General features: G+C 58.4%; 17 protein-coding genes. 8 read left to right on the top strand and 9 right to left on the bottom strand.

Going from position 1 to position 19578, the window contains the following annotated elements; genetic code table 11:
- Positions 1 to 29 precede the first annotated feature (29 nt).
- The 6 genes from atpB to asnC all read right to left on the bottom strand — a co-directional run bounded on the left by atpB (position 30) and on the right by asnC (position 5886).
- On the bottom strand, positions 30 to 809 hold the full coding sequence (gene atpB, locus ACP3TA_RS05665; RefSeq protein ID WP_015376132.1) for a F0F1 ATP synthase subunit A: 780 nt from the start codon (positions 807 to 809) through the stop codon (positions 30 to 32).
- A 22-nt stretch (positions 810 to 831) separates the two neighbouring features.
- Positions 832 to 1215: a F0F1 ATP synthase subunit I gene (atpI, locus tag ACP3TA_RS05660; RefSeq protein ID WP_004933796.1), complete on the bottom strand. Its 384-nt coding sequence runs from the start codon at positions 1213 to 1215 to the stop codon at positions 832 to 834.
- Positions 1216 to 1854: 639 nt separating this feature from the next.
- Positions 1855 to 2475 carry a 16S rRNA (guanine(527)-N(7))-methyltransferase RsmG gene (gene rsmG / locus ACP3TA_RS05655; RefSeq protein ID WP_025304738.1) on the bottom strand — a complete coding sequence of 207 codons (621 nt, stop codon included), beginning with the start codon at positions 2473 to 2475 and terminating at the stop codon, positions 1855 to 1857.
- A 138-nt stretch (positions 2476 to 2613) separates the two neighbouring features.
- Complete coding sequence (gene mnmG, locus ACP3TA_RS05650; RefSeq protein WP_033645158.1) at positions 2614 to 4503, bottom strand: tRNA uridine-5-carboxymethylaminomethyl(34) synthesis enzyme MnmG; 1890 nt, start codon at positions 4501 to 4503, stop codon at positions 2614 to 2616.
- A gap of 380 nt (positions 4504 to 4883) precedes the next feature.
- Complete coding sequence (gene mioC, locus ACP3TA_RS05645; protein ID WP_015379470.1) at positions 4884 to 5324, bottom strand: FMN-binding protein MioC; 441 nt, start codon at positions 5322 to 5324, stop codon at positions 4884 to 4886.
- A 100-nt stretch (positions 5325 to 5424) separates the two neighbouring features.
- Positions 5425 to 5886: a transcriptional regulator AsnC gene (gene asnC, locus ACP3TA_RS05640; protein ID WP_004933786.1), complete on the bottom strand. Its 462-nt coding sequence runs from the start codon at positions 5884 to 5886 to the stop codon at positions 5425 to 5427.
- Positions 5887 to 6041: 155 nt separating this feature from the next.
- On the opposite strand from asnC, the gene asnA reads away from it, so the two are divergent.
- A complete protein-coding gene (asnA, locus tag ACP3TA_RS05635) occupies positions 6042 to 7034 on the top strand; it encodes an aspartate--ammonia ligase (protein WP_033645159.1) in 993 nt (330 codons plus the stop codon).
- A 6-nt stretch (positions 7035 to 7040) separates the two neighbouring features.
- Here the strand turns inward: asnA and viaA are convergent, their stop codons facing one another.
- Both viaA and ravA read right to left on the bottom strand, forming a co-directional pair.
- The gene (viaA, locus tag ACP3TA_RS05630) at positions 7041 to 8504 is read right to left on the bottom strand and encodes an ATPase RavA stimulator ViaA (RefSeq protein ID WP_004933781.1); all 1464 of its coding nucleotides are present in this window, start codon (positions 8502 to 8504) and stop codon (positions 7041 to 7043) included.
- A gap of 2 nt (positions 8505 to 8506) precedes the next feature.
- Positions 8507 to 10015 (bottom strand): ATPase RavA, encoded by a 1509-nt coding sequence (ravA, locus tag ACP3TA_RS05625; protein WP_089197564.1) that lies wholly within the window; start codon positions 10013 to 10015, stop codon positions 8507 to 8509.
- 283 nt (positions 10016 to 10298) lie between these two features.
- Between ravA and kup the strand changes: the two genes are divergently transcribed.
- From kup to rbsR, 7 genes are all read left to right on the top strand, one after another.
- On the top strand, positions 10299 to 12167 hold the full coding sequence (gene kup, locus ACP3TA_RS05620; RefSeq protein WP_015379467.1) for a low affinity potassium transporter Kup: 1869 nt from the start codon (positions 10299 to 10301) through the stop codon (positions 12165 to 12167).
- 170 nt (positions 12168 to 12337) lie between these two features.
- Positions 12338 to 12757 (top strand): D-ribose pyranase, encoded by a 420-nt coding sequence (rbsD, locus tag ACP3TA_RS05615; RefSeq protein ID WP_033652331.1) that lies wholly within the window; start codon positions 12338 to 12340, stop codon positions 12755 to 12757.
- Between the two features lie 7 nt (positions 12758 to 12764).
- A complete protein-coding gene (gene rbsA, locus ACP3TA_RS05610) occupies positions 12765 to 14270 on the top strand; it encodes a ribose ABC transporter ATP-binding protein RbsA (protein ID WP_033652332.1) in 1506 nt (501 codons plus the stop codon).
- A 6-nt stretch (positions 14271 to 14276) separates the two neighbouring features.
- On the top strand, positions 14277 to 15245 hold the full coding sequence (rbsC, locus tag ACP3TA_RS05605) for a ribose ABC transporter permease (RefSeq protein WP_206196503.1): 969 nt from the start codon (positions 14277 to 14279) through the stop codon (positions 15243 to 15245).
- A 24-nt stretch (positions 15246 to 15269) separates the two neighbouring features.
- On the top strand, positions 15270 to 16157 hold the full coding sequence (gene rbsB, locus ACP3TA_RS05600) for a ribose ABC transporter substrate-binding protein RbsB (protein WP_025160300.1): 888 nt from the start codon (positions 15270 to 15272) through the stop codon (positions 16155 to 16157).
- Positions 16158 to 16218: 61 nt separating this feature from the next.
- A complete protein-coding gene (rbsK, locus tag ACP3TA_RS05595; protein WP_160204695.1) occupies positions 16219 to 17145 on the top strand; it encodes a ribokinase in 927 nt (308 codons plus the stop codon).
- Between the two features lie 4 nt (positions 17146 to 17149).
- Complete coding sequence (gene rbsR / locus ACP3TA_RS05590; protein ID WP_042785608.1) at positions 17150 to 18151, top strand: ribose operon transcriptional repressor RbsR; 1002 nt, start codon at positions 17150 to 17152, stop codon at positions 18149 to 18151.
- Here rbsR and mdtD read toward each other — a convergent pair.
- Entirely contained in the window at positions 18148 to 19563 is a 1416-nt protein-coding gene (gene mdtD / locus ACP3TA_RS05585) for a multidrug transporter subunit MdtD (protein ID WP_033645165.1), read from the bottom strand. The two genes, rbsR and mdtD, sit on opposite strands and share 4 nt — an antisense overlap.
- Positions 19564 to 19578 lie beyond the last annotated feature (15 nt).

Here is a 19578-nt window from a genome sequence, read left to right as displayed (position 1 = left end):
AGTTTAAAAGTGCAAGTGTTTTAAGAAAATCAGTGCTCTTCAGATGCCATCGACAGATAGACGATCGTCAGAACCATGAAAATAAAGGCTTGAAGCGTAATGATCAGGATGTGGAAGATAGCCCAAGGCAAGCTCAGGACCCACTGTGACCACCACGGCAACAGGCCGGCAATCAGGATGAAGATCAACTCACCCGCATACATGTTGCCGAACAGTCGCAGACCCAGTGAAACAGGTTTGGACAGCAGGCTGACACCTTCAAGAATCAGGTTGATAGGAATGAATACAGGGTGGTTGAACGGCTGCATGGTCAACTCTTTAACGAACCCGCCAACGCCTTTCATTTTGATGCTATAGAACAGAATCAGGATAAACACGCCCAGCGCCATCGACAGCGTGACGTTCACATCGGCGGTAGGCACGACGCGCAGCGCAGGCAGGCCGAGGATGTGTTCGCCAACGTAAGGCAGGAAGTCGATGGGCAGCAAGTCCATCAGGTTCATCAGGAACACCCAGACGAACACGGTCAGCGCCAGCGGCGCAATCACCTTGCTCTTGCCGTGGTACATGTCGCGCACGCTGCTGTCGACGAAACCGACTACCAGCTCCACGGCGGTTTGCAGTTTACCCGGCACGCCGCTGGTGGCGTTTTTGGCCACTTTGCGGAAGATCACCAGGAAAAGCGCCCCGAGGACGACGGAGAAAAACATCGAGTCGATGTTGATCGACCAGAACCCAGTCCCGACCTGAAGCTGCGTCAGGTGGTGACCGATATACTCCTGTGGAGTCAAGACTTCTCCTGCAGACATGATGCCTCTTACCCTTATTTAGTTAAGTTCGGTAACTGTTAATCACGGCCGGTGCCACTATCTGCACCACTAACACCGCTAAATAGGTCAGGCCAAGCGGTATAAACTCCGCCTTGAACACCCCCAGCGCCACGATCAGCAAAACGATGGTGATCACGACCTTTAGCCCCTCGCCGATGGCGAACGACCAGGCAACCCTACCGGGCGCCGGCGTTTGCGCCTGATGGCGCAAGGCAAACAGCATAAACATTGCACTCGGCAACCAGGCGGCGAGACCGCCTGCCAACGCCGAAGCGCTCCATTCCGGGCTTTTCAGCCAGAAAGCAACGCTGATCAGAACAAAAGTCATTAACTGCAAAAACAGCAGTTTGCGTGCGACTTTCCCGCTGTATAGGGACACAGACATGACGTTTGTTCTCTCCGTACCCCAGAGGGGGTATGCTGAGTGACGTATACAACTGTTTTTGCTGTCCTGAGTCAAGCAGCAAAAAACGAGCAAATTATACGGGGCATACCAACGAATTCAATCGATAAGTAGCGAAAAGGTGAACAATTATTTAAATTTCCCTATTCCAGCCTATTTTCACAAGAAAACGGTCGGAATAATAGGGCGCATTTAATTGTCTGATTATTCCAGCGTTGCGTTTAGAAACGCGAAGCCGATCACAATAATGCCCTTCACTGATTTATAGCCGATGGACAATCAAACCGTCTTTAGCAATTTGAGCGATCAAAAGATTATATAAATCAAAACATTATCAGTTAACTGTTCAAAAACAATCCGTATACCCGATGAAAACCTTTTATTGACAAGCAACGGGGCAATATTCCAACAGCCAATTAACATTAGCAGCAAAGGCCAATCTTTCGCACATGATTGCTAACGTGACTATTTCTAATTGCAATTACTCTATTGTCGCTAATTAGCCGCGTTTTTTGTGTTAATAGAAAGTAAATTAACTAAAAAAAGCGACCAACTAATTAGCCTGCTTACCTTTACACGCCGTACTACCGTTAATTCACGCTTGTTTGATCAAAAACAAACTCAGTTTGCCTTAAGCACCACCAGATGGCGTTCGCCTTCCAGTTCAGGCACCTGCAACCGCACGATAGACTCCAGGCTAACGCCCTCCGGCAGGTGCGCCAATTCTTCATCCGGGCGCACGCCTTTCAATGCGTAAAAACGCCCCTGCCCTTTCGCCGGCAGGTGATGGCACCAGGACAGCATATCCTGCAGCGAAGCGAACGCCCGGCTGATCACGCCGTCGAACGGCGGCTCGGCCGGAAACGCTTCAACGCGGCTCTGAACCGGCTCGATATTGTTCAGGCCCAGTTCATGCTGCACCTGGCGCAGGAAACGCACGCGCTTGCCCAGGCTGTCGAGCAGCGTGAAATGCGCATCCGGACGCACGATCGCCAGCGGAATGCCCGGTAAACCGGGGCCGGTGCCGACATCGATAAAACGCGATCCCTGCAGATGCGGGTTGACCACGATGCTGTCGAGGATGTGGCGCACCAGCATTTGCTGCGGATCGCGCACCGACGTGAGGTTATAAGCCTTGTTCCACTTATCCAGCATGCCGACATAGCCCAGCAGCTGCTGTTTCTGCTGATCGGGCAGCTCAATGCCTGCTGCCGCGAGCAGCGAGTCTAATTTTTTTTGCACAACGGATCCTCTGGCAGGCGCTGAACGACCAGCGGATGGTTAGCTGGCGCAATGAGGCGCCTATGATAATTCAGCGCGCAGGTGATGTCAGCGGCCGTTTGGCTACGGGTTGAGCAAACGGCCGCCTGGATGCGGGATTTATGCGCTGCGGCGCAGCAGCCCCTGCTTTTTCAGCCAAATCAGCAAAATCGAGATCGCCGCCGGCGTAATGCCGGAGATGCGTGAAGCCTGGCCGATGGAGTTCGGTTTGTGATCGTTCAGTTTGGCGATCACTTCGTTCGACAACCCCGAAACCTGACGGTAGTCGAGATCCAACGGCAACACGGTGTTCTCGTTGCGCTGCTGTTTTTCGATCTCTTCCTGCTGACGAGCGATGTAGCCTTCGTATTTGACCTGGATCTCAACCTGCTCGGCGGCTTGTACATCGTCCAACGGCGGCGCGAAGGCCTCGGTGGCGGTCAATTGCGCGTAGTCCATTTCCGGACGGCGCAGCAGCTCTTCGCCGTTTGCTTCGCGTGACAGCGGCGCTTTCAGCAACGCATTGACCTGTTCGACGTTCTCGGCATGCGGATGCATCCAGATGTCGCGCAGGCGCTGACGCTCACGTTCGATCCGCTCCAGCTTCTCGCTGTAGCGCGCCCAACGCACGTCGTCCACCAGGCCGAGTTCACGGCCTTTTTCCGTCAGGCGGAGATCGGCGTTGTCTTCGCGCAGCATCAGACGATACTCGGCGCGTGAGGTAAACATGCGGTACGGTTCTTTGGTGCCGAGGGTGCTGAGGTCGTCCACCAGCACGCCGAGATAAGCCTGATCGCGACGTGGCGCCCAGCCTTCTTGTTCGGCAGCGAAGCGACCGGCGTTCAGACCGGCCAGCAGCCCCTGTGCGGCGGCTTCTTCATACCCGGTGGTGCCGTTGATTTGACCGGCAAAGAACAGCCCCTGAATGAATTTGCTTTCCAGCGTCGGTTTCAGGTCGCGCGGATCGAAGAAATCGTACTCGATAGCATAACCAGGGCGAATAATACGCGCGTTTTGCATTCCTTCCATCGAACGGACGATCTGCATCTGCACATCGAACGGCAGGCTGGTGGAGATCCCGTTAGGGTAAATCTCATTGCTGGTCAGGCCTTCCGGCTCGAGGAAGATCTGGTGCGCGTTGCGATCGGCAAAGCGCATGACCTTGTCTTCGATCGACGGGCAGTAACGTGGGCCGATCCCTTCGATGATCCCGGCATACATCGGGCTGCGATCGAGGTTATTGCGGATCACGTCATGGGTTTTCTCATTGGTATGAGTGATATAGCACGCCATTTGTTCCGGATGCTGGCTGGCATCGCCCAGGAACGAGAATACCGGCACCGGCGTATCGCCGTGTTGCGGCGCCAGTACGCTGAAATCGATAGTGCGGGCGTCGATGCGTGGCGGTGTCCCGGTTTTCAAGCGGTTGACGCGCAGCGGCAGTTCACGCAAACGCTGAGACAGCGAGATCGAAGGCGGATCCCCGGCGCGGCCGCCGCTGTAATTTTCCAGGCCGATATGGATCTTGCCGTCCAGGAAGGTGCCTACGGTCAATACCACCGCTTTGGCGCGGAATTTCAGGCCCATTTGGGTGACGGCGCCCACGACGCGATCGTTTTCGACGATCAGATCCTCAACCGGCTGTTGGAAGATCATCAGATTGGGCTGGTTCTCCAACGCGGTACGGATAGCCTGGCGATACAACACGCGATCCGCCTGAGCGCGTGTGGCGCGAACGGCTGGGCCTTTGCTGGCGTTTAGTATCCTAAACTGGATGCCGGCGTGGTCGATCGCTGTCGCCATCAGGCCGCCGAGCGCATCAATTTCCTTAACCAGATGCCCTTTACCAATACCGCCAATCGCCGGGTTACAGGACATCTGTCCCAGCGTGTCGATATTGTGTGTCAATAATAAAGTCTGACGTCCCATGCGCGCCGCGGCCATGGCGGCCTCGGTACCTGCATGGCCACCACCGATGATGATGACGTCAAATTGATCTGGATAAAACATGGAACTGCACCTCGCCGTATTGCGAACTATCGTATTTGCCCTGGGGTCGGGGATTCTACTCAAGTTTAGACGATCGACCAAGTGGTCAGGATCGTCGGTAATTAAAAGAAGATCTTTTTTATTTAAAGATCTCTTTATTAGATCTCTTATTAGGATCGCGATCCTCTGTGGATAAGTGACTATTCACGATGAAGATCAGCAGATTAAGGAGGATCGTTTGCTGTGAATGATCGGTGATCCCGACGCAGATAAGCTGGGATCTAAAAGGCTTGTTATACACAGGACAAAAAGCGCACTACGGTTGTTATTGGGATAACTACGGCTTTTACCCTGCTTTTAAGCTTAGTTATCCACAATCGTTCGCACGATCTTTAGACGAATTAGAGTAAATTAATCCAGTTTTTTACCCATTCCTCGGCCGGATCCTCGGGAATTTCATGCTCGGTCACGTCGATCTCGAGACGATCGCCGATCCTTTTAGCGCCTCTGGCGATCAATAGATCGTCGATCTGTTTGATCGCACCGCAGAAGGTGTCGTATTCCGAACTGCCTAAACCGACGGCGCCGAACTGCACCTCGGAAAGATCCGGCTGCTGCTCAGCGATCTGTTCCAACAGCGGCTGAAGGTTATCCGGCAGTTCGCCGGCACCGTGCGTGGAAGAGACCACCAGCCAGCGGCCGTTCAACGGCAGTTCATCCAGTTCAGGGCCGTGCAGCATCTCGGTAGAGAAGCCGGCGTCTTCCAGCTTTTCAGCCAAATGTTCAGCCACGTATTCGGCGCTGCCAAGCGTACTGCCACTGATCAGAGTAATGTCTGCCATGAACCAACGATCCCAACCTTCTCACTCAAAGTGGCTGCATTGTACGCTGTGAATCGGCTGGGATCTACCTGTGGATAATGTGGGTATGCAATTTGGCGGGTTACGGCACGATGGTGCGCATAATGGGGTTCTGCAGCGAGATCAGCGTTTCGGTGGACTGGATCTCGTCGATGGTCTGGATCTTGTTGATAAGTACCTGTTGCAACGCGTCGATCGAGCGGCACATCACTTTAATAAAGACGCTGTAATGGCCGGTGGTGTAATAGGCTTCCACCACTTCCTCCAGGCTTTCCAGCTTCTTCAGTGCCGAAGGGTAGTCCTTGGCGCTCTTTAATATGATGCCGATAAAGCAGCACACGTCGTAGCCCAGCTGTTTGGGACTGACGTCGATACGCGCGCCGGTGATGATCCCGGCCTGTTTCATCTTCTCCACCCGCACGTGAATGGTGCCGGGGCTGACGGCGAAGTTTTTCGCCAGTTCGGCGTACGGTGTGCGCGCATTGTCCATCAGGGCGTTGAGGATGCCGCGATCGAGATTATCGATCTGATAAATTTCCGCCATTTAATCCCCCATTAATTAACGATTGTTGAATTCAGTCCGGGTAAAAATGAACGATTAAAAGTGAAAAGGCAATATTGATTAACGGATATTGAATTGGCGTATCGTTTTGTTGCTTAATCGATGGCAACAGAGACAGGTTTACAAGAGATACGGCAATGAAAAAACAGTTTATCCAAAAACAACAACAAATCAGCCAGGTCAAATCCTTCTTCTCCCGCCAGCTGGAACAGCAGCTCGGTCTGATCGAAGTGCAGGCCCCGATCCTTAGCCGCCTGGGCGACGGCACGCAGGATAACCTCTCCGGCAGCGAGAAAGCGGTGCAGGTCAAAGTCAAAACTTTGCCGGACGCCACCTTCGAAGTGGTGCACTCACTGGCGAAATGGAAACGCAAAACCCTGGGCAGCTACGATTTCGGTGCCGGCGAAGGCCTGTATACCCATATGAAGGCGCTGCGCCCGGATGAAGACCGCCTGACGCCAATCCACTCGGTGTACGTCGATCAGTGGGACTGGGAGCGGGTGATGGGCGACGGTGAGCGCGGTCTGGACTATCTGAAAAGTACCGTGCGCAGCATTTACGCCGCGATCAAGGCGACGGAAGCGGAAGTCAGCCGTGAGCATGGCCTGACCCCGTTCCTGCCGGAACAGATCCACTTCGTGCACAGCGAAACCCTGCTGCAGCGCTATCCGGATCTGGACGCCAAAGGGCGTGAGCGGGCGATCGCCAAAGAATTGGGCGCGGTGTTCCTGATCGGCATCGGCGGCAAGCTGTCGCACGGCAAATCGCACGATGTGCGTGCGCCGGATTATGATGACTGGACCACGCCGACGGCGGATGGCCTGGCGGGCCTGAATGGCGATATCGTGGTGTGGAACCCGGTGCTGCAGGACGCTTTCGAGCTTTCTTCCATGGGCATCCGCGTCGACGCCGCGGCGCTGAAACATCAGCTGGCGCTGACTGGCGATGAAGATCGCATGAAGCTGGAATGGCATCAGTCGTTGCTGCGCGGCGATATGCCGCAGACCATCGGCGGCGGCATCGGTCAGTCGCGTTTGGTGATGTTGCTGTTGCAGCTGTCGCATATCGGCCAGGTGCAGTGCGGCGTGTGGTCACCGGAAGTGCGCGGCGCGGTTGAAGGCCTGCTCTGATTCTGCCTAGCGCCGCCAGCGGCGCATCAACCGGCTTTTCAACCCGGTATCGAAGCGCCAGATGTGATCGAAGATGCGCATGATGCCGGGTTTGCCGTAGGCGGACATCGCCACCGCGTGGAAACGCTGCTGGTGGCTTTGCTGCTGCTGTTTCACCTTCTTTATTACCTCCTCCGGCAACCGCTGGGCGATAAAATCAGAAATGATCACCGCATCGGCATCGAACCAGCCGCTCTCCGCCATTTTGGTGACGGTGGCGTTCAGGCAGGCCGCCAGATCGGTGCCGCCGCGAAACTGCTGGCCGAGAAAACGCACCGCCTGCTCAATGCCGCTGGCGGCGGTGAGTTCGTAATGTACGATCTGGTTGGCGAACAGCATGATGTAGCAGCGGCGGTTATCCGCCAGCGCAATGCGCAGCAGCGCCAGACAGAACGCCTTGGCGCACTGTTCGTTGAAGCCGCCCATCGATCCTGAGGTGTCCACGCAGACGATAAACGGCCCGCGCGGCTGCTGATCCTGCTGCTGGTGGGTGACCTGACGGATCAGGATCTGTTCCTGCCAGACGTCGCCCTGCAGGCGGTAGCTCAGCAGTCGCTTTTCCAGCAGGCGGCGATAAAACTCGAATTCCAGCTCTTCAATCCCCAGCGTCGCCAGCTCCGGCGGCAGCAGGCGCAGAATGTCGTCGCTTTGATGAATGCCGCTCACTTCTTCCGGCAGCGTGGCCGGCACCTGCACCATAACCCTGAACGGCTCCGGCTGCGCGTCCTGTTGCTGCACCGCTTTGGCCTGATAGCTGCGGCCCAGCTGTTGCGCCAGCTTTTTCAGCTCCGGCTGCTGCTGCAAAAAGTTGCCGTACTCCACCAGCCGCTGGTAATCGCCGCGCTGCAGCTGGCCTTTGCTCATGTCCCACAGCCTGCCGGCGGCGGTGTCGTTTTCCGACAGCAGCGGTTCCAGCGCGCCGCTCAGCGCCAGGCGTTCCTGCAGTTCCGCCATCAGCTGCTCACGCTCTTGTTCCAGCAACTGGTGGTGCAGCATGGTGGCCTGCAGCGTCAGGCTGATGCGCCAGCGCTGCAGAAACAGCGTTTGAAAACTGTCGTCCAACGGATGATTGGGCAGATCGGCGGCGTCCACCAGCGCGCGCGCCTGTTCATAAAACGGGGAAACCAGCTGGCGCAGCAGCTCCATCGTGTCGTTGAGGTTGTGATAGAACTGGGTATTGTTCTCCAGCTGGCACTGTTGGTAGCGGTAAAATTCCTGCGCCAACGCCGGCGGCACCATGGCCTCCTGCAAACGCTCCTTTAGCTGCAGCTTCCAGCGCGGCAGATCGCGATCCAGCGCCCGCCGTAGGGCCGGAAACTTTTTAAAGAATACCGACAGCTGCGGCGCGGCCAGCATGCCGACGATCATCTCCTCGATCATCTCGCCTTCGGTGATCGCCAGCAGCAGATCGAGCGTCTCCAGACTGAGCATGGTTACTGGCCGCGCATTTGCTGCTGTTGCTGTTTAACCTGTTCCGCGACCTGCAGCAAACTGGCTTCGATCTTGGCCAGACCGGCGGCGGACGTGAACAGGCAGGGCTGATGTTGGCTGAAGGCGCGGCGCTGTTCCGCCAGGCGCTGGGCCAATGCGTCCATTTCATCCAGCAGCGCCTGCGGCGTAGCGGTAGCCTGTTTGCCCGGCAGCGCCAGCAGCGACGGCTGGCGGCTGACGTCCAACACCGTGAGGTGCAGTTGATCGTCCACTTCCAGGTCGATCGGCTGCGCAAAGCCGATGCCGTTCAGCTTGGCGCGCACGTCGCCGCCTTTTTGCAGCCAGTTGTCCAGCGCGCTGCTTTCGATGCTCAGATGATTGACCTGAATGTCATGCAGCTGCAGCGGTTTTTGCAGCAGCAGGGTGAGGGTGCCGCCGGCGAACGGCGTGGCCGGCGCGTATTGCGGTTTGCGGCTGAACATCCCGCCTTTTTTCACCAGGCTGATGGCCTGTCGGTCGCTTTGTTGCTGCTGGTCCTGCATCCAGCGGGTATGGATCTGTTGCAGTTGGATCAACATCGACTGCTGCTGATAGGCCGATTCGGTCAGCAGTTGATCGATCTGCTGTTGCAGCAGCTTCAGCGAGGTGAGATCGTGCCACAGGCAGTCTTTCAACAGCATCAGATCGAGCGGGGCGATGGCGTCGCGCCCGCTGAAGAAGGCGCAGGCCTGCAGCAGGCGCAGGGCTTTCTTCCAGCGCCGATCGGAGACGTACGGCGCCTGTTCCAGCGCGTCCAGCCGCTGGCGCAGTTGGAAAATCAGCTCAAAGCAGGCTTCCGGCAGCGCCACCTTATCGATCTGCGGCTGCCACTGCAGAAACTCTTCGTCGCTGACGCTCAGCGCCGCCGGCACCGGGTTTTGGCTTTCGCTCTGGCGGTTGACCAGCAGCGAGCGGAAATTCTGTTTATCCTGCACCTTGTCCAGCCACAGGCGAATCAGCATGCGGTCATACAGGGCTTCGAGGCTGTTGTCCGCTTCGGGCAGTTCGTTGGAAGCGGTGACCAGCAGGCGCAGCGGGATCGGTTCTTCGCTGTTGCCGTTGCGAAAACGCCGTTCATTGATCGCCGTCAGCAGGGTGTTGAGGATCGCCGGGCCGGCCTTCCAGATCTCGTCCAGAAACACGATCTCCGCTTCTGGCAGATAGCCGGCGGTCAGGCGTTGATAGCGCCCTTCATCTTTCAGCGCCTGAATCGAGAGCGGGCCGAAGACCTCTTCCGGCGTGGAAAAGCGCGTCATCAGGTATTCAAAAGAGCGAGCGTTGCGGAAGGCAAACTTCAGCCGGCGCGCGATCAGGCTCTTGGCGATGCCGGGCGGGCCGAGCAAGAATACGCTTTCGCCGCTCAGCGCCGCCAGCAGGCACAGGCGGATCGCCTCTTGCCGCTCATAAAGGCCGCTCTCCAGCGCGCTGCTGAGGCGGGAAATTCGTTCTGCCAGAAGGGATGATGGCGTCATATAATCGTCGTATTGTCCGAGAGTTAGCCAATCTTGGTCGATAATTCGATGATAAACCACCATTATTTTTAATGGTATAGCTTATTGATTAGTAAAAATTTTCTCAGTTGAGTCGGATATCCGGTTCACATTTTGTTTATTTTTCGGCTCTGATATAAGGGTAGGCAAGCCGTATAAATGGTGCATACTGTGCGGCTTTCTGGTGGGCGTGACGGATCTTTGAGCCCGTATTTTGCCTGATGCGGATGCATCGCTAACGGATGTTCTGATAAAGAAACGAATTATGAGCGCAGAGCATAAGCAGTCCCTATCGGCGGTAACCCTGGCTGCCATCGGCGTGGTCTACGGTGATATCGGCACCAGTCCTCTCTATACGTTGAGAGAGTGTTTCTCCGGCCATTACGGCTTCGATGTTCGTCCAGACGTGGTTTTCGGCTTCCTGTCGCTGATTTTCTGGATGCTGATCGTGATCGTTTCCCTCAAATATCTCACCTACGTGATGCGGGCGGACAACGCCGGCGAAGGCGGCATTTTGACGCTGATGTCGCTGGCCGGGCGCAATACCTCGGCGCGCACCACCGCAGTGCTGGTGATACTGGGCCTGATTGGCGGCAGCTTCTTCTATGGCGAGGTGGTGATCACCCCGGCGATCTCGGTGATGTCGGCGATAGAGGGGTTGGAAATCGCCGCGCCTGCGCTCGACGCCTATATCGTGCCGCTCTCGATTCTGGTGCTGACCCTGCTGTTCGTTATCCAAAAACACGGCACCGGCAGCGTCGGCAAGCTGTTCGCCCCGGTAATGCTGTTGTGGTTCATCGTGTTGGCGGTGCTGGGCGCGCGCAGCATCATTTCGAACCCGGAAGTGCTGCAGGCGCTGAATCCCAAATGGGCGCTCAACTTCTTTATGGAATATAAGAAGGTGTCGTTCTTCGCGCTGGGGGCGGTGGTGCTGTCGATCACCGGCGTTGAGGCGCTGTATGCCGACATGGGGCACTTCGGCAAGTTCCCGATCCGCCTGGCTTGGTTCACCGTGGTGCTGCCTTCGCTGGTGCTCAACTACTTCGGCCAGGGGGCGTTGCTGCTGAAAAACCCTGAAGCGATCAAAAACCCATTCTTCCTGCTGGCGCCCGACTGGGCGCTGATCCCGCTGCTGATTCTGGCAACCCTGGCAACGGTCATCGCCTCGCAGGCGGTGATTTCCGGCGTCTTCTCGCTGACTCGCCAGGCGGTGCGCCTGGGGTATTTGTCGCCGATGCGCATCATTCACACCTCGGAAATGGAATCCGGCCAGATCTACATTCCGGTGATCAACTGGACGCTGTATATCTCCGTGGTGCTGGTGATCATCGGCTTCGAACACTCCAGCAACCTGGCGGCGGCGTACGGCATCGCCGTCACCGGCACCATGGTGCTGACCAGCATACTGGTCACTTCGGTGGCGATTAATAACTGGCACTGGAACCGCTTCCTGGCGATCGGCATCGTAACCATCTTACTGATCATCGACGTGCCGATGTTCTCCGCCAACGCCCTGAAGCTGTTCTCCGGCGGCTGGCTGCCGCTGACCCTGGCGCTGGTGATGTTCATCATTATGACTACCTGGAAGAGCGAGCGTTTCCGCCTGTTGCGTCGTCTGCATGAGCACGGCAACTCGCTGGAGGCGATGATTGCCTCGCTGGAGAAATCGCCGCCGGTACGGGTGCCGGGCACCGCGGTCTTCTTGTCGCGCGCCACTAACGTCATTCCTTTTGCGCTGTTGCATAACCTGAAGCACAACAAGGTGCTGCACGAGCGCGTGGTGCTGCTGACGCTGCGCACCGAGGATGCGCCTTACGTGCACAACGTGCGCCGGGTGACCATCGAGCAGCTGTCGCCGACCTTCTGGCGGGTGGTGGCCAGCTACGGCTGGCGCGAAACGCCGAACGTGGAGGAAGTGTTCCACCGCTGCGGGCTGGAAGGGTTGCCGTGCCGCATGTCGGAGACGTCGTTCTTCATGTCCCATGAATCGCTGATCCTCACCAAGCGGCCATGGTACCTCTACCTGCGCGGCAAACTGTTCGTTGCTCTGAGCCGCAATGCGCTGCGCGCGCCGGATCAGTTCGAAATCCCGCCGAACCGGGTCATCGAGCTCGGCACGCAGGTCGAGATCTAACCCGCCTGACAGGGGCTCAGCTAGGCTGAGCCCCTTTTGTTTGCGCTTTCTCCGTGCGCGAACGAAACGTTTCGATAGCGATCACACTTCTGCATTGTCCGGGTTGCCTTCCCCTGCCGTTTTTTTACACTCCTCCAGAGAGCGAAACGTTTCGCTAGCGGAGTGAGAAGATGAAAAAAGGCGTATTACTGAATTCCGACGTGTCTGCCGTGATTGCCCGGTTGGGGCATACCGATCAGCTCACCTTGTGCGATGCGGGTTTGCCGATACCGGCGGTGACGCAGCGCATCGATCTGGCGCTGACGCAGGGCGTGCCGACCTTTATGCAGGTGTTCGCGGCGGTCACCCAAGAGATGCAGGTAGAAAGCGCCATCCTGGCGGAAGAAATCGTGAAACAAAATCCGTCGCTCCACGAGGCATTGTTGGCTGAACTGACCGCACTGGGCCAACGCCAGGGCAATACCATCGGCGTGCGTTATATCAGCCATCAGGCGTTTAAAGCGCAAACCGAGCACAGCCGGGCGGTGATCCGCAGCGGGGAGTGTTCGCCTTACGCGAACGTGATCCTGTGCGCCGGCGTAACTTTCTGAGGCGTTTATGCAACCTTTACTGCAACTGAAAGGGATTGATAAAGCCTTTCCCGGCGTGAAGGCGCTTTCCGGCGCCGCTCTCAGCGTTTATCCCGGCAAGGTGATGGCGCTGGTGGGGGAAAACGGCGCCGGGAAGTCCACCATGATGAAAGTGCTGACCGGCATCTATCAGAAAGACGCCGGCAGTCAGTATTTTCTCGGTAAAGAGGTGGCGTTCAACGGGCCTAAAGATTCGCAGGAAGCGGGCATCGGCATTATCCATCAGGAGCTGAACCTGATCCCGCAGCTGACGATTGCGGAAAACATCTTCCTCGGCCGCGAGTTCGTCAACCGTTTCGGCCGCATTGACTGGAAGCGCATGTACGCCGAGGCCGATCGCTTGCTGGCGCGCCTCAACCTGCGCTACAGCAGCCACCGGCTGGTGGGCGAGCTGTCGATTGGCGATCAGCAGATGGTGGAGATTGCCAAGGTACTGAGCTTCGAATCGAAAGTGATCATCATGGACGAACCGACCGATGCGCTGACCGACACCGAAACCGCCTCGCTGTTCAAGGTGATCAACGAGCTGAAGGCCGAAGGGCGCGGCATCGTCTATATCTCACACCGTCTGAAAGAGATCTTTGAAATCTGCGACGACGTGACGGTATTTCGCGACGGGCAGTTCATCGCCGAGCGGCCGGTGAGCGAGCTGCAGGAAGATTCGCTGATTGAAATGATGGTCGGTCGCAAGCTGGAAGAACAATACCCGCGCCTTGATTTACCGCGCGGGGAAAAGCGGCTGGAAGTCAGTCATCTTTCCGGACCCGGCGTTGAAGACGTCAGCTTTACGCTGTATCGCGGTGAGATCCTCGGCGTGGCCGGCTTGATGGGCGCCGGGCGCACCGAATTGATGAAGATTCTGTACGGCGCCGCGCCGCGCAAGGCCGGCACCGTCAACCTCGACGGCCGCGAGGTAGTCACCCATTCGCCGCAGGATGGATTGGCGAACGGCATCGTCTATATCTCGGAAGACCGTAAGCGCGACGGCCTGGTGCTGGGCATGTCGGTAAAGGAAAACATGTCTCTGACCGCGCTGCGCTACTTCAGCCGCGCCGACGGCAGCCTGAAACAGGCCGACGAGCGGCAGGCGGTGGGGGACTTCATCCGCCTGTTCAATATCAAAACGCCGTCGATGGAGCAGCCGATAGGTCTGCTTTCCGGCGGCAATCAACAGAAAGTGGCGATCGCCCGCGGCCTGATGACCCGGCCGAAGGTGCTGATCCTCGATGAGCCGACGCGCGGCGTCGACGTCGGCGCCAAAAAAGAGATTTATCAGTTAATCAACCAGTTCAAGCAGGAAGGGCTGAGCATCATTCTGGTGTCTTCGGAAATGCCGGAGGTGATGGGCATGAGCGATCGCATTCTGGTGATGCACGAAGGGCATCTCAGCGGCGAATTCCCGATTGAACAGGCCACCCAGGAAGCGTTGATGGCGGCAGCCGTCGGCAAGCAATACGGCGTAAAGCAGGAGTAATCAGATATGAGTTCCCAGACTATCGCAGCCAAGCGCTGGTTCAGTAAAGAGTGGCTGTTAGAGCAGAAGTCGTTGATTGCGCTGCTGGTGCTGATCGCCGTGGTCTCTTCCATGAGCCCGAACTTCTTCACCCTGAACAACCTGTTCAATATTCTGCAGCAGACTTCGGTGAACGCCATCATGGCGGTGGGGATGACGCTGGTGATCCTCACGTCCGGCATCGATCTGTCGGTAGGATCGCTGTTGGCCCTGACCGGCGCGGTGGCGGCGTCGATCGTCGGCTTTGAGGTCAACGCGCTGGTGGCGGTGGCGGCGGCATTGGCGCTCGGCGCCGCGATTGGCGCCTGCACCGGGGTGATCGTCGCCAAAGGCAAAGTGCAGGCCTTTATCGCCACGCTGGTGATGATGCTGCTGCTGCGCGGCGTCACCATGGTGTACACCAACGGCAGCCCGGTCAACACCGGTTTCACCGATGCGGCCGACACCTTCGGCTGGTTCGGTATTGGCCGCCCGCTGGGCGTGCCTACGCCGATCTGGATCATGGCGATCGTGTTCATTGCCGCCTGGTATATGCTGCACCATACGCGCCTGGGCCGCTATATTTATGCCCTGGGCGGCAACGAAGCGGCGACCCGCCTGTCCGGCATCAGCGTCGATAAAGTGAAGATTATCGTCTACTCGCTGTGCGGCCTGCTGGCGGCGCTGGCCGGGGTGATCGAAGTGGCGCGCCTGTCGTCGGCGCAGCCGACCGCCGGTACCGGCTATGAGCTGGACGCCATCGCCGCCGTGGTGCTGGGCGGCACCAGCCTGGCCGGCGGCAAGGGCCGCATCGTCGGCACGCTGATCGGGGCGCTGATCCTCGGCTTCCTGAACAACGGCCTGAATTTACTGGGTGTTTCTTCCTACTACCAAATGATCGTGAAGGCAGTGGTGATACTGCTGGCGGTTCTGGTAGATAACAAAAGCAACAAGTAACCTCCCCCTACAGGAATCACGATGATGAAAATGAAAAAACTGGCAACCTTAGCCTCCGCCATCGCGCTGAGCGCCACCCTGAGCGCCAATGCCATGGCTAAAGACACCATCGCGCTGGTGGTGTCCACCCTCAACAACCCGTTCTTCGTCTCGATGAAGGACGGCGCGCAGCAAGAGGCCAACAAGCTGGGCTACAACCTGGTGGTGCTGGATTCCCAGAACAACCCGGCGAAAGAGCTGGCCAACGTGCAGGATCTGATGGTGCGCGCGCCCAAGCTGCTGTTGATCAACCCGACCGACTCCGACGCGGTGGGTAACGCCATCAAGATGGCCAACCAGGCTAAGATCCCGGTCATCACGCTGGACCGCGTGGCGAGCAAGGGTGACGTGGTGAGCCACATCGCTTCGGATAACCGCGTAGGCGGCAAAATGGCCGGTGATTTCATTGCCAAGAAAGTGGGCGCCGATGCCAAGGTGATTCAGCTGGAAGGCATCGCCGGCACCTCTGCCGCGCGTGAACGCGGTGAAGGCTTCAAGCAGTCGCTGGATCAGAATAAATTCAAGCTGCTGGCCAGCCAGCCGGCCGATTTCGATCGCACCAAGGGCCTGAACGTGATGCAGAACCTGCTGACCGCGCACCCGGATGTGCAGGCGGTGTTCGCCCAGAACGATGAAATGGCGTTAGGTGCGCTGCGCGCGCTGCAAACCGCCGGTAAAACCGACGTGATCGTGGTAGGCTTCGACGGCACCGCCGACGGCGTGAAAGCGGTCGAAGGCGGCAAGCTGGCGGCGACCGTGGCGCAGCGTCCCGATCAGATCGGCGTGATCGGTGTGGAAACCGCCGATAAAGTGCTGAAAGGCGAAAAAGTGCCGGCGACCATCCCGGTCGATTTGAAACTGGTCACTCAGTAAGTCATACCAGCGCCATCGGAACGGGGCGTTTACGATGGCGCGCAATTCAGGAATCAATGCGATGGAAACAGGTAAGCTGGTGGTTCTTGGCAGCATCAATGCCGACCATATCCTCAATATTGAACAGTTCCCCCACCCGGGCGAAACGGTGATCGGGAAACAGTATAAGGTGGCGTTTGGCGGCAAGGGCGCGAATCAGGCGGTGGCGGCCGGGCGCAGCGGGGCGAAGATCGCCTTTATCGCCTGCGTGGGCGCCGACGATATCGGCGAACGTGTCCGCCGGCAGCTGGCGAGCGATCGCATTGATACCCAACCGATTGAAGCCATCGCCGACAGCACCACCGGCGTGGCGCTGATCTTCGTCAACGCCGAAGGCGAGAACGTGATCGGCATCAATGCCGGCGCCAACGCCGCGGTGACGCCGGATTACCTGGCGCGCTACCAACAAAAAGTGATCGACGCCGATGCCCTGCTGATGCAGCTCGAGTCGCCGCTGGAGACGGTGATCGCCGCCGCCCGCCTGGCGAAGCAACATCAAACGCAGGTGATCCTCAACCCGGCCCCGGCGCGTGAGCTACCTGACGAGCTGCTGGGCATGATCGATATGATCACCCCGAATGAAACCGAAGCCCAGCGCCTGACCGGCATCGCCGTGGACAACGACGCGGATGCGGCGCGTGCGGCGCAGGCGCTGCACGACAAGGGCATCGCGACGGTGATCATCACCCTCGGTAGCCGCGGCGTGTGGCTGAGCGAAAACGGCAACGGCAAACGGGTGCCCGGCTTCAAGGTGCAAGCGGTGGATACCATCGCCGCCGGCGATACCTTTAACGGTGCGCTGGTGACTGCCCTGTTGGAAGGCAAAGTCATGGCCGACGCGGTGCGTTTCGCCCATGCGGCGGCGGCGATCGCCGTGACCCGCCCCGGCGCGCAGCCTTCGGTGCCGTGGCGTGAAGAGATCGACGCCTTCTTGCAGCAGCAGGGGTGATCCTTTGGCCACCATGAAAGATGTCGCCCGCCTGGCGGGCGTTTCAACCTCTACCGTGTCGCATGTGGTCAACAACAATCGCTTTGTCAGCGACAGCGTGCGCGACAAGGTCATGGCGGCCGTGGAACAGCTGAACTATGCGCCTTCCGCGCTGGCGCGCAGCCTGAAGCTCAATCAGACGCGCACCATCGGCATGCTGGTGACCGCCAGCAACAACCCGTTTTATGCCGAAGTGGTGCGCGGCGTGGAGCGCAGCTGCTATGAACGCGGCTACAGTCTGATCCTGTGCAATACCGAAGAAGACGCCGCGCGCATGAACCGCAGTATGGAGACGCTGCTGCAAAAGCGCGTCGACGGTTTGCTGTTGATGTGCACCGAAAATCACCGGCCATCTCAGGATGCCCTGAGCCGTTACCCGTCACTGCCGATCGTGATGATGGACTGGGCGCCGTTCGAGGGCGCGAACGACATTATTCAGGATAACTCGCTGCTGGGCGGCGAGATGGCGACCGATCATCTGATCGCCCGCGGCTACCGCAAGATCGCCTGCATCGCCGGCCCGCAGGATAAAACCACCGCTCGTCACCGGCTGGAAGGCTATCGCAATGCGATGCGGCGCGCCGGATTACCGATCCCGCCAGGGTATGAAGTGCATTGCGACTTTGAGTTTGAAGGCGGCGTGACCGCCATGCGCCAACTGCTGGCGCTGGAAGAGCCGCCGCATGCGGTGTTCGCCGGCAACGACGCGGTGGCGGTAGGCGTTTATCAGGCGCTGTATCAGGCCGGGCTTTCCGTGCCGCAGGATATGGCGGTGATGGGGTACGATGACATTGAACTGGCGCGTTATCTGGCGCCGCCGCTGAGCACCATTCATCAACCGAAGGATTCGCTGGGCGAGCTGGCGATCGATGCGCTGATCAACCGCCTGCAAAACCCGGAGCGCGCGCCCCAGGTGCTGGTGCTGACGCCCGAGCTGGTGGAACGCGCCTCGGTGGGCCGCCGTTAACTGGCCGCCTTCGCTTCTTTCTTGCTTTCCTGGCCGCTGATCAAGTTGCGGCCATCTTTCCTTCTCAGCAACATAAATACCAGCGCCGACGCCACGGTGACGATCCCCATGGTGATAAAGGTGTAATGGAAGTGGTCGATCATGGTGCCTAACGACAGGGATTCGTAAAAACGCAGCACCGCCGCGCTGATCGCCACGCCGAAGCTGATGGACAGCTGCTGAGTGACCGCCAGGACGCTGTTGCCGGCGCTGGCGTTGGCGTCGTTCAAATCCGCCAGGCTGATGGTATTCATGGCGGTAAACTGGGTGGACATCGCCATGCCCAGTACGAACAGCGGCAGGATCATCAGCCACAGCGGCATGCCTGGGCTCTGCAGGGCGAACTGCGCGATCAGCGCTCCGATGATAACGGTGATGCCGACCAGCGTTTTACGGTAGCCGAACCAGCGCAGCACCTGAGTGACGGTGGATTTCGCCATCAGCGAGCCGATGGCGGTTGGCGCCATCATGCAACCGGCGACGATCGCCGTATAGCCGAATCCTACCTGCAGCATGAGCGGCATTAAAAATGGCACGCAGCCGGTGCCCAGCCTGGAGGCGACGTTGCCGGCGATGCCGACCGAGAAGGTGCGGGTTTTGAACAGGTCGAGACCGATCAGCGGCTGAGGGTGACGGCGGGCGTGCGCGATGTAGCCGAACAGCATCACAAAGCCGCTGAGCAGAATACCCAGCGAAACGTAGCTTGCCAGTACCCGCTCGCCAAACAGCTCCAGCCCGGTGGAGATCAGCACCAGGCTCAGGCCGAACAGCATGAAGCCAAGAAAATCGAAGCGGCGCTTGGGCGTGGTGAAGTCCGGCATGTATTTGCGCGCATAGAAGATACCGAGCAGGCCGATAGGGATATTGATCAGGAAAATCCAATGCCAGGTGGCGTAGGTCACCAGCCAGCCGCCCAGCAGCGGCCCCAGAATCGGCCCGACCAGGCCGGGCATGGTGACGAAGTTCAGCACCGGCAACAGTTCGCTGCGCGGGTAGGCGCGCAGCAGCGCCAGTCGCGCGACCGGCATCATCATCGCGCCGCCGATGCCCTGCAGCACGCGAGAGGCAACCAGCACGCTCAACGTGGGGGAGAGGGCGCACAACAGCGAACCGAGGGTGAATAACGTGACGGCGAAGATGAACACGCGGCGGGTGCCGAAGCGGTCCGCCAGCCAACCGCTGACTGGGATCAGCATCGCCACCGTCAGCGTATAGCTGATGACGGCAGATTGCATCGCCAGCGGCGAGTGCCCGAGGCTGTGGGCGATCGCCGGTAGCGCCGTGTTGAGGATGGTGGCGTCCAGCGCCTGCATAAAGAACGCCATTGCGGCGATCCACGGGAGTCCTGCCATACTGCGCGCGGATTGGGTCATGGTCGGTCCTGGTTA

The organism is Serratia sp. 2C06, assembly GCF_050037615.1.
GTDB classification, from domain to species: Bacteria; Pseudomonadota; Gammaproteobacteria; order Enterobacterales; family Enterobacteriaceae; genus Serratia; species Serratia ureilytica.
This window is presented reverse-complemented; position numbering and strand designations above follow the sequence as displayed.

Coding starts and splice junctions, on each gene's coding strand:
- atpB (WP_015376132.1), bottom strand. CDS start 809: ATGTCTGCAGGAGAAGTCTTGACTCCACAGGAGTATATCGGTCACCAC.
- atpI (WP_004933796.1), bottom strand. CDS start 1,215: ATGTCTGTGTCCCTATACAGCGGGAAAGTCGCACGCAAACTGCTGTTT.
- mnmG (WP_033645158.1), bottom strand. CDS start 4,503: ATGTTTTATCCAGATCAATTTGACGTCATCATCATCGGTGGTGGCCAT.
- mioC (WP_015379470.1), bottom strand. CDS start 5,324: ATGGCAGACATTACTCTGATCAGTGGCAGTACGCTTGGCAGCGCCGAA.
- asnC (WP_004933786.1), bottom strand. CDS start 5,886: ATGGCGGAAATTTATCAGATCGATAATCTCGATCGCGGCATCCTCAAC.
- asnA (WP_033645159.1), top strand. CDS start 6,042: ATGAAAAAACAGTTTATCCAAAAACAACAACAAATCAGCCAGGTCAAA.
- viaA (WP_004933781.1), bottom strand. CDS start 8,504: ATGCTCAGTCTGGAGACGCTCGATCTGCTGCTGGCGATCACCGAAGGC.
- ravA (WP_089197564.1), bottom strand. CDS start 10,015: ATGACGCCATCATCCCTTCTGGCAGAACGAATTTCCCGCCTCAGCAGC.
- kup (WP_015379467.1), top strand. CDS start 10,299: ATGAGCGCAGAGCATAAGCAGTCCCTATCGGCGGTAACCCTGGCTGCC.
- rbsD (WP_033652331.1), top strand. CDS start 12,338: ATGAAAAAAGGCGTATTACTGAATTCCGACGTGTCTGCCGTGATTGCC.
- rbsA (WP_033652332.1), top strand. CDS start 12,765: ATGCAACCTTTACTGCAACTGAAAGGGATTGATAAAGCCTTTCCCGGC.
- rbsC (WP_206196503.1), top strand. CDS start 14,277: ATGAGTTCCCAGACTATCGCAGCCAAGCGCTGGTTCAGTAAAGAGTGG.
- rbsB (WP_025160300.1), top strand. CDS start 15,270: ATGAAAATGAAAAAACTGGCAACCTTAGCCTCCGCCATCGCGCTGAGC.
- rbsK (WP_160204695.1), top strand. CDS start 16,219: ATGGAAACAGGTAAGCTGGTGGTTCTTGGCAGCATCAATGCCGACCAT.
- mdtD (WP_033645165.1), bottom strand. CDS start 19,563: ATGACCCAATCCGCGCGCAGTATGGCAGGACTCCCGTGGATCGCCGCA.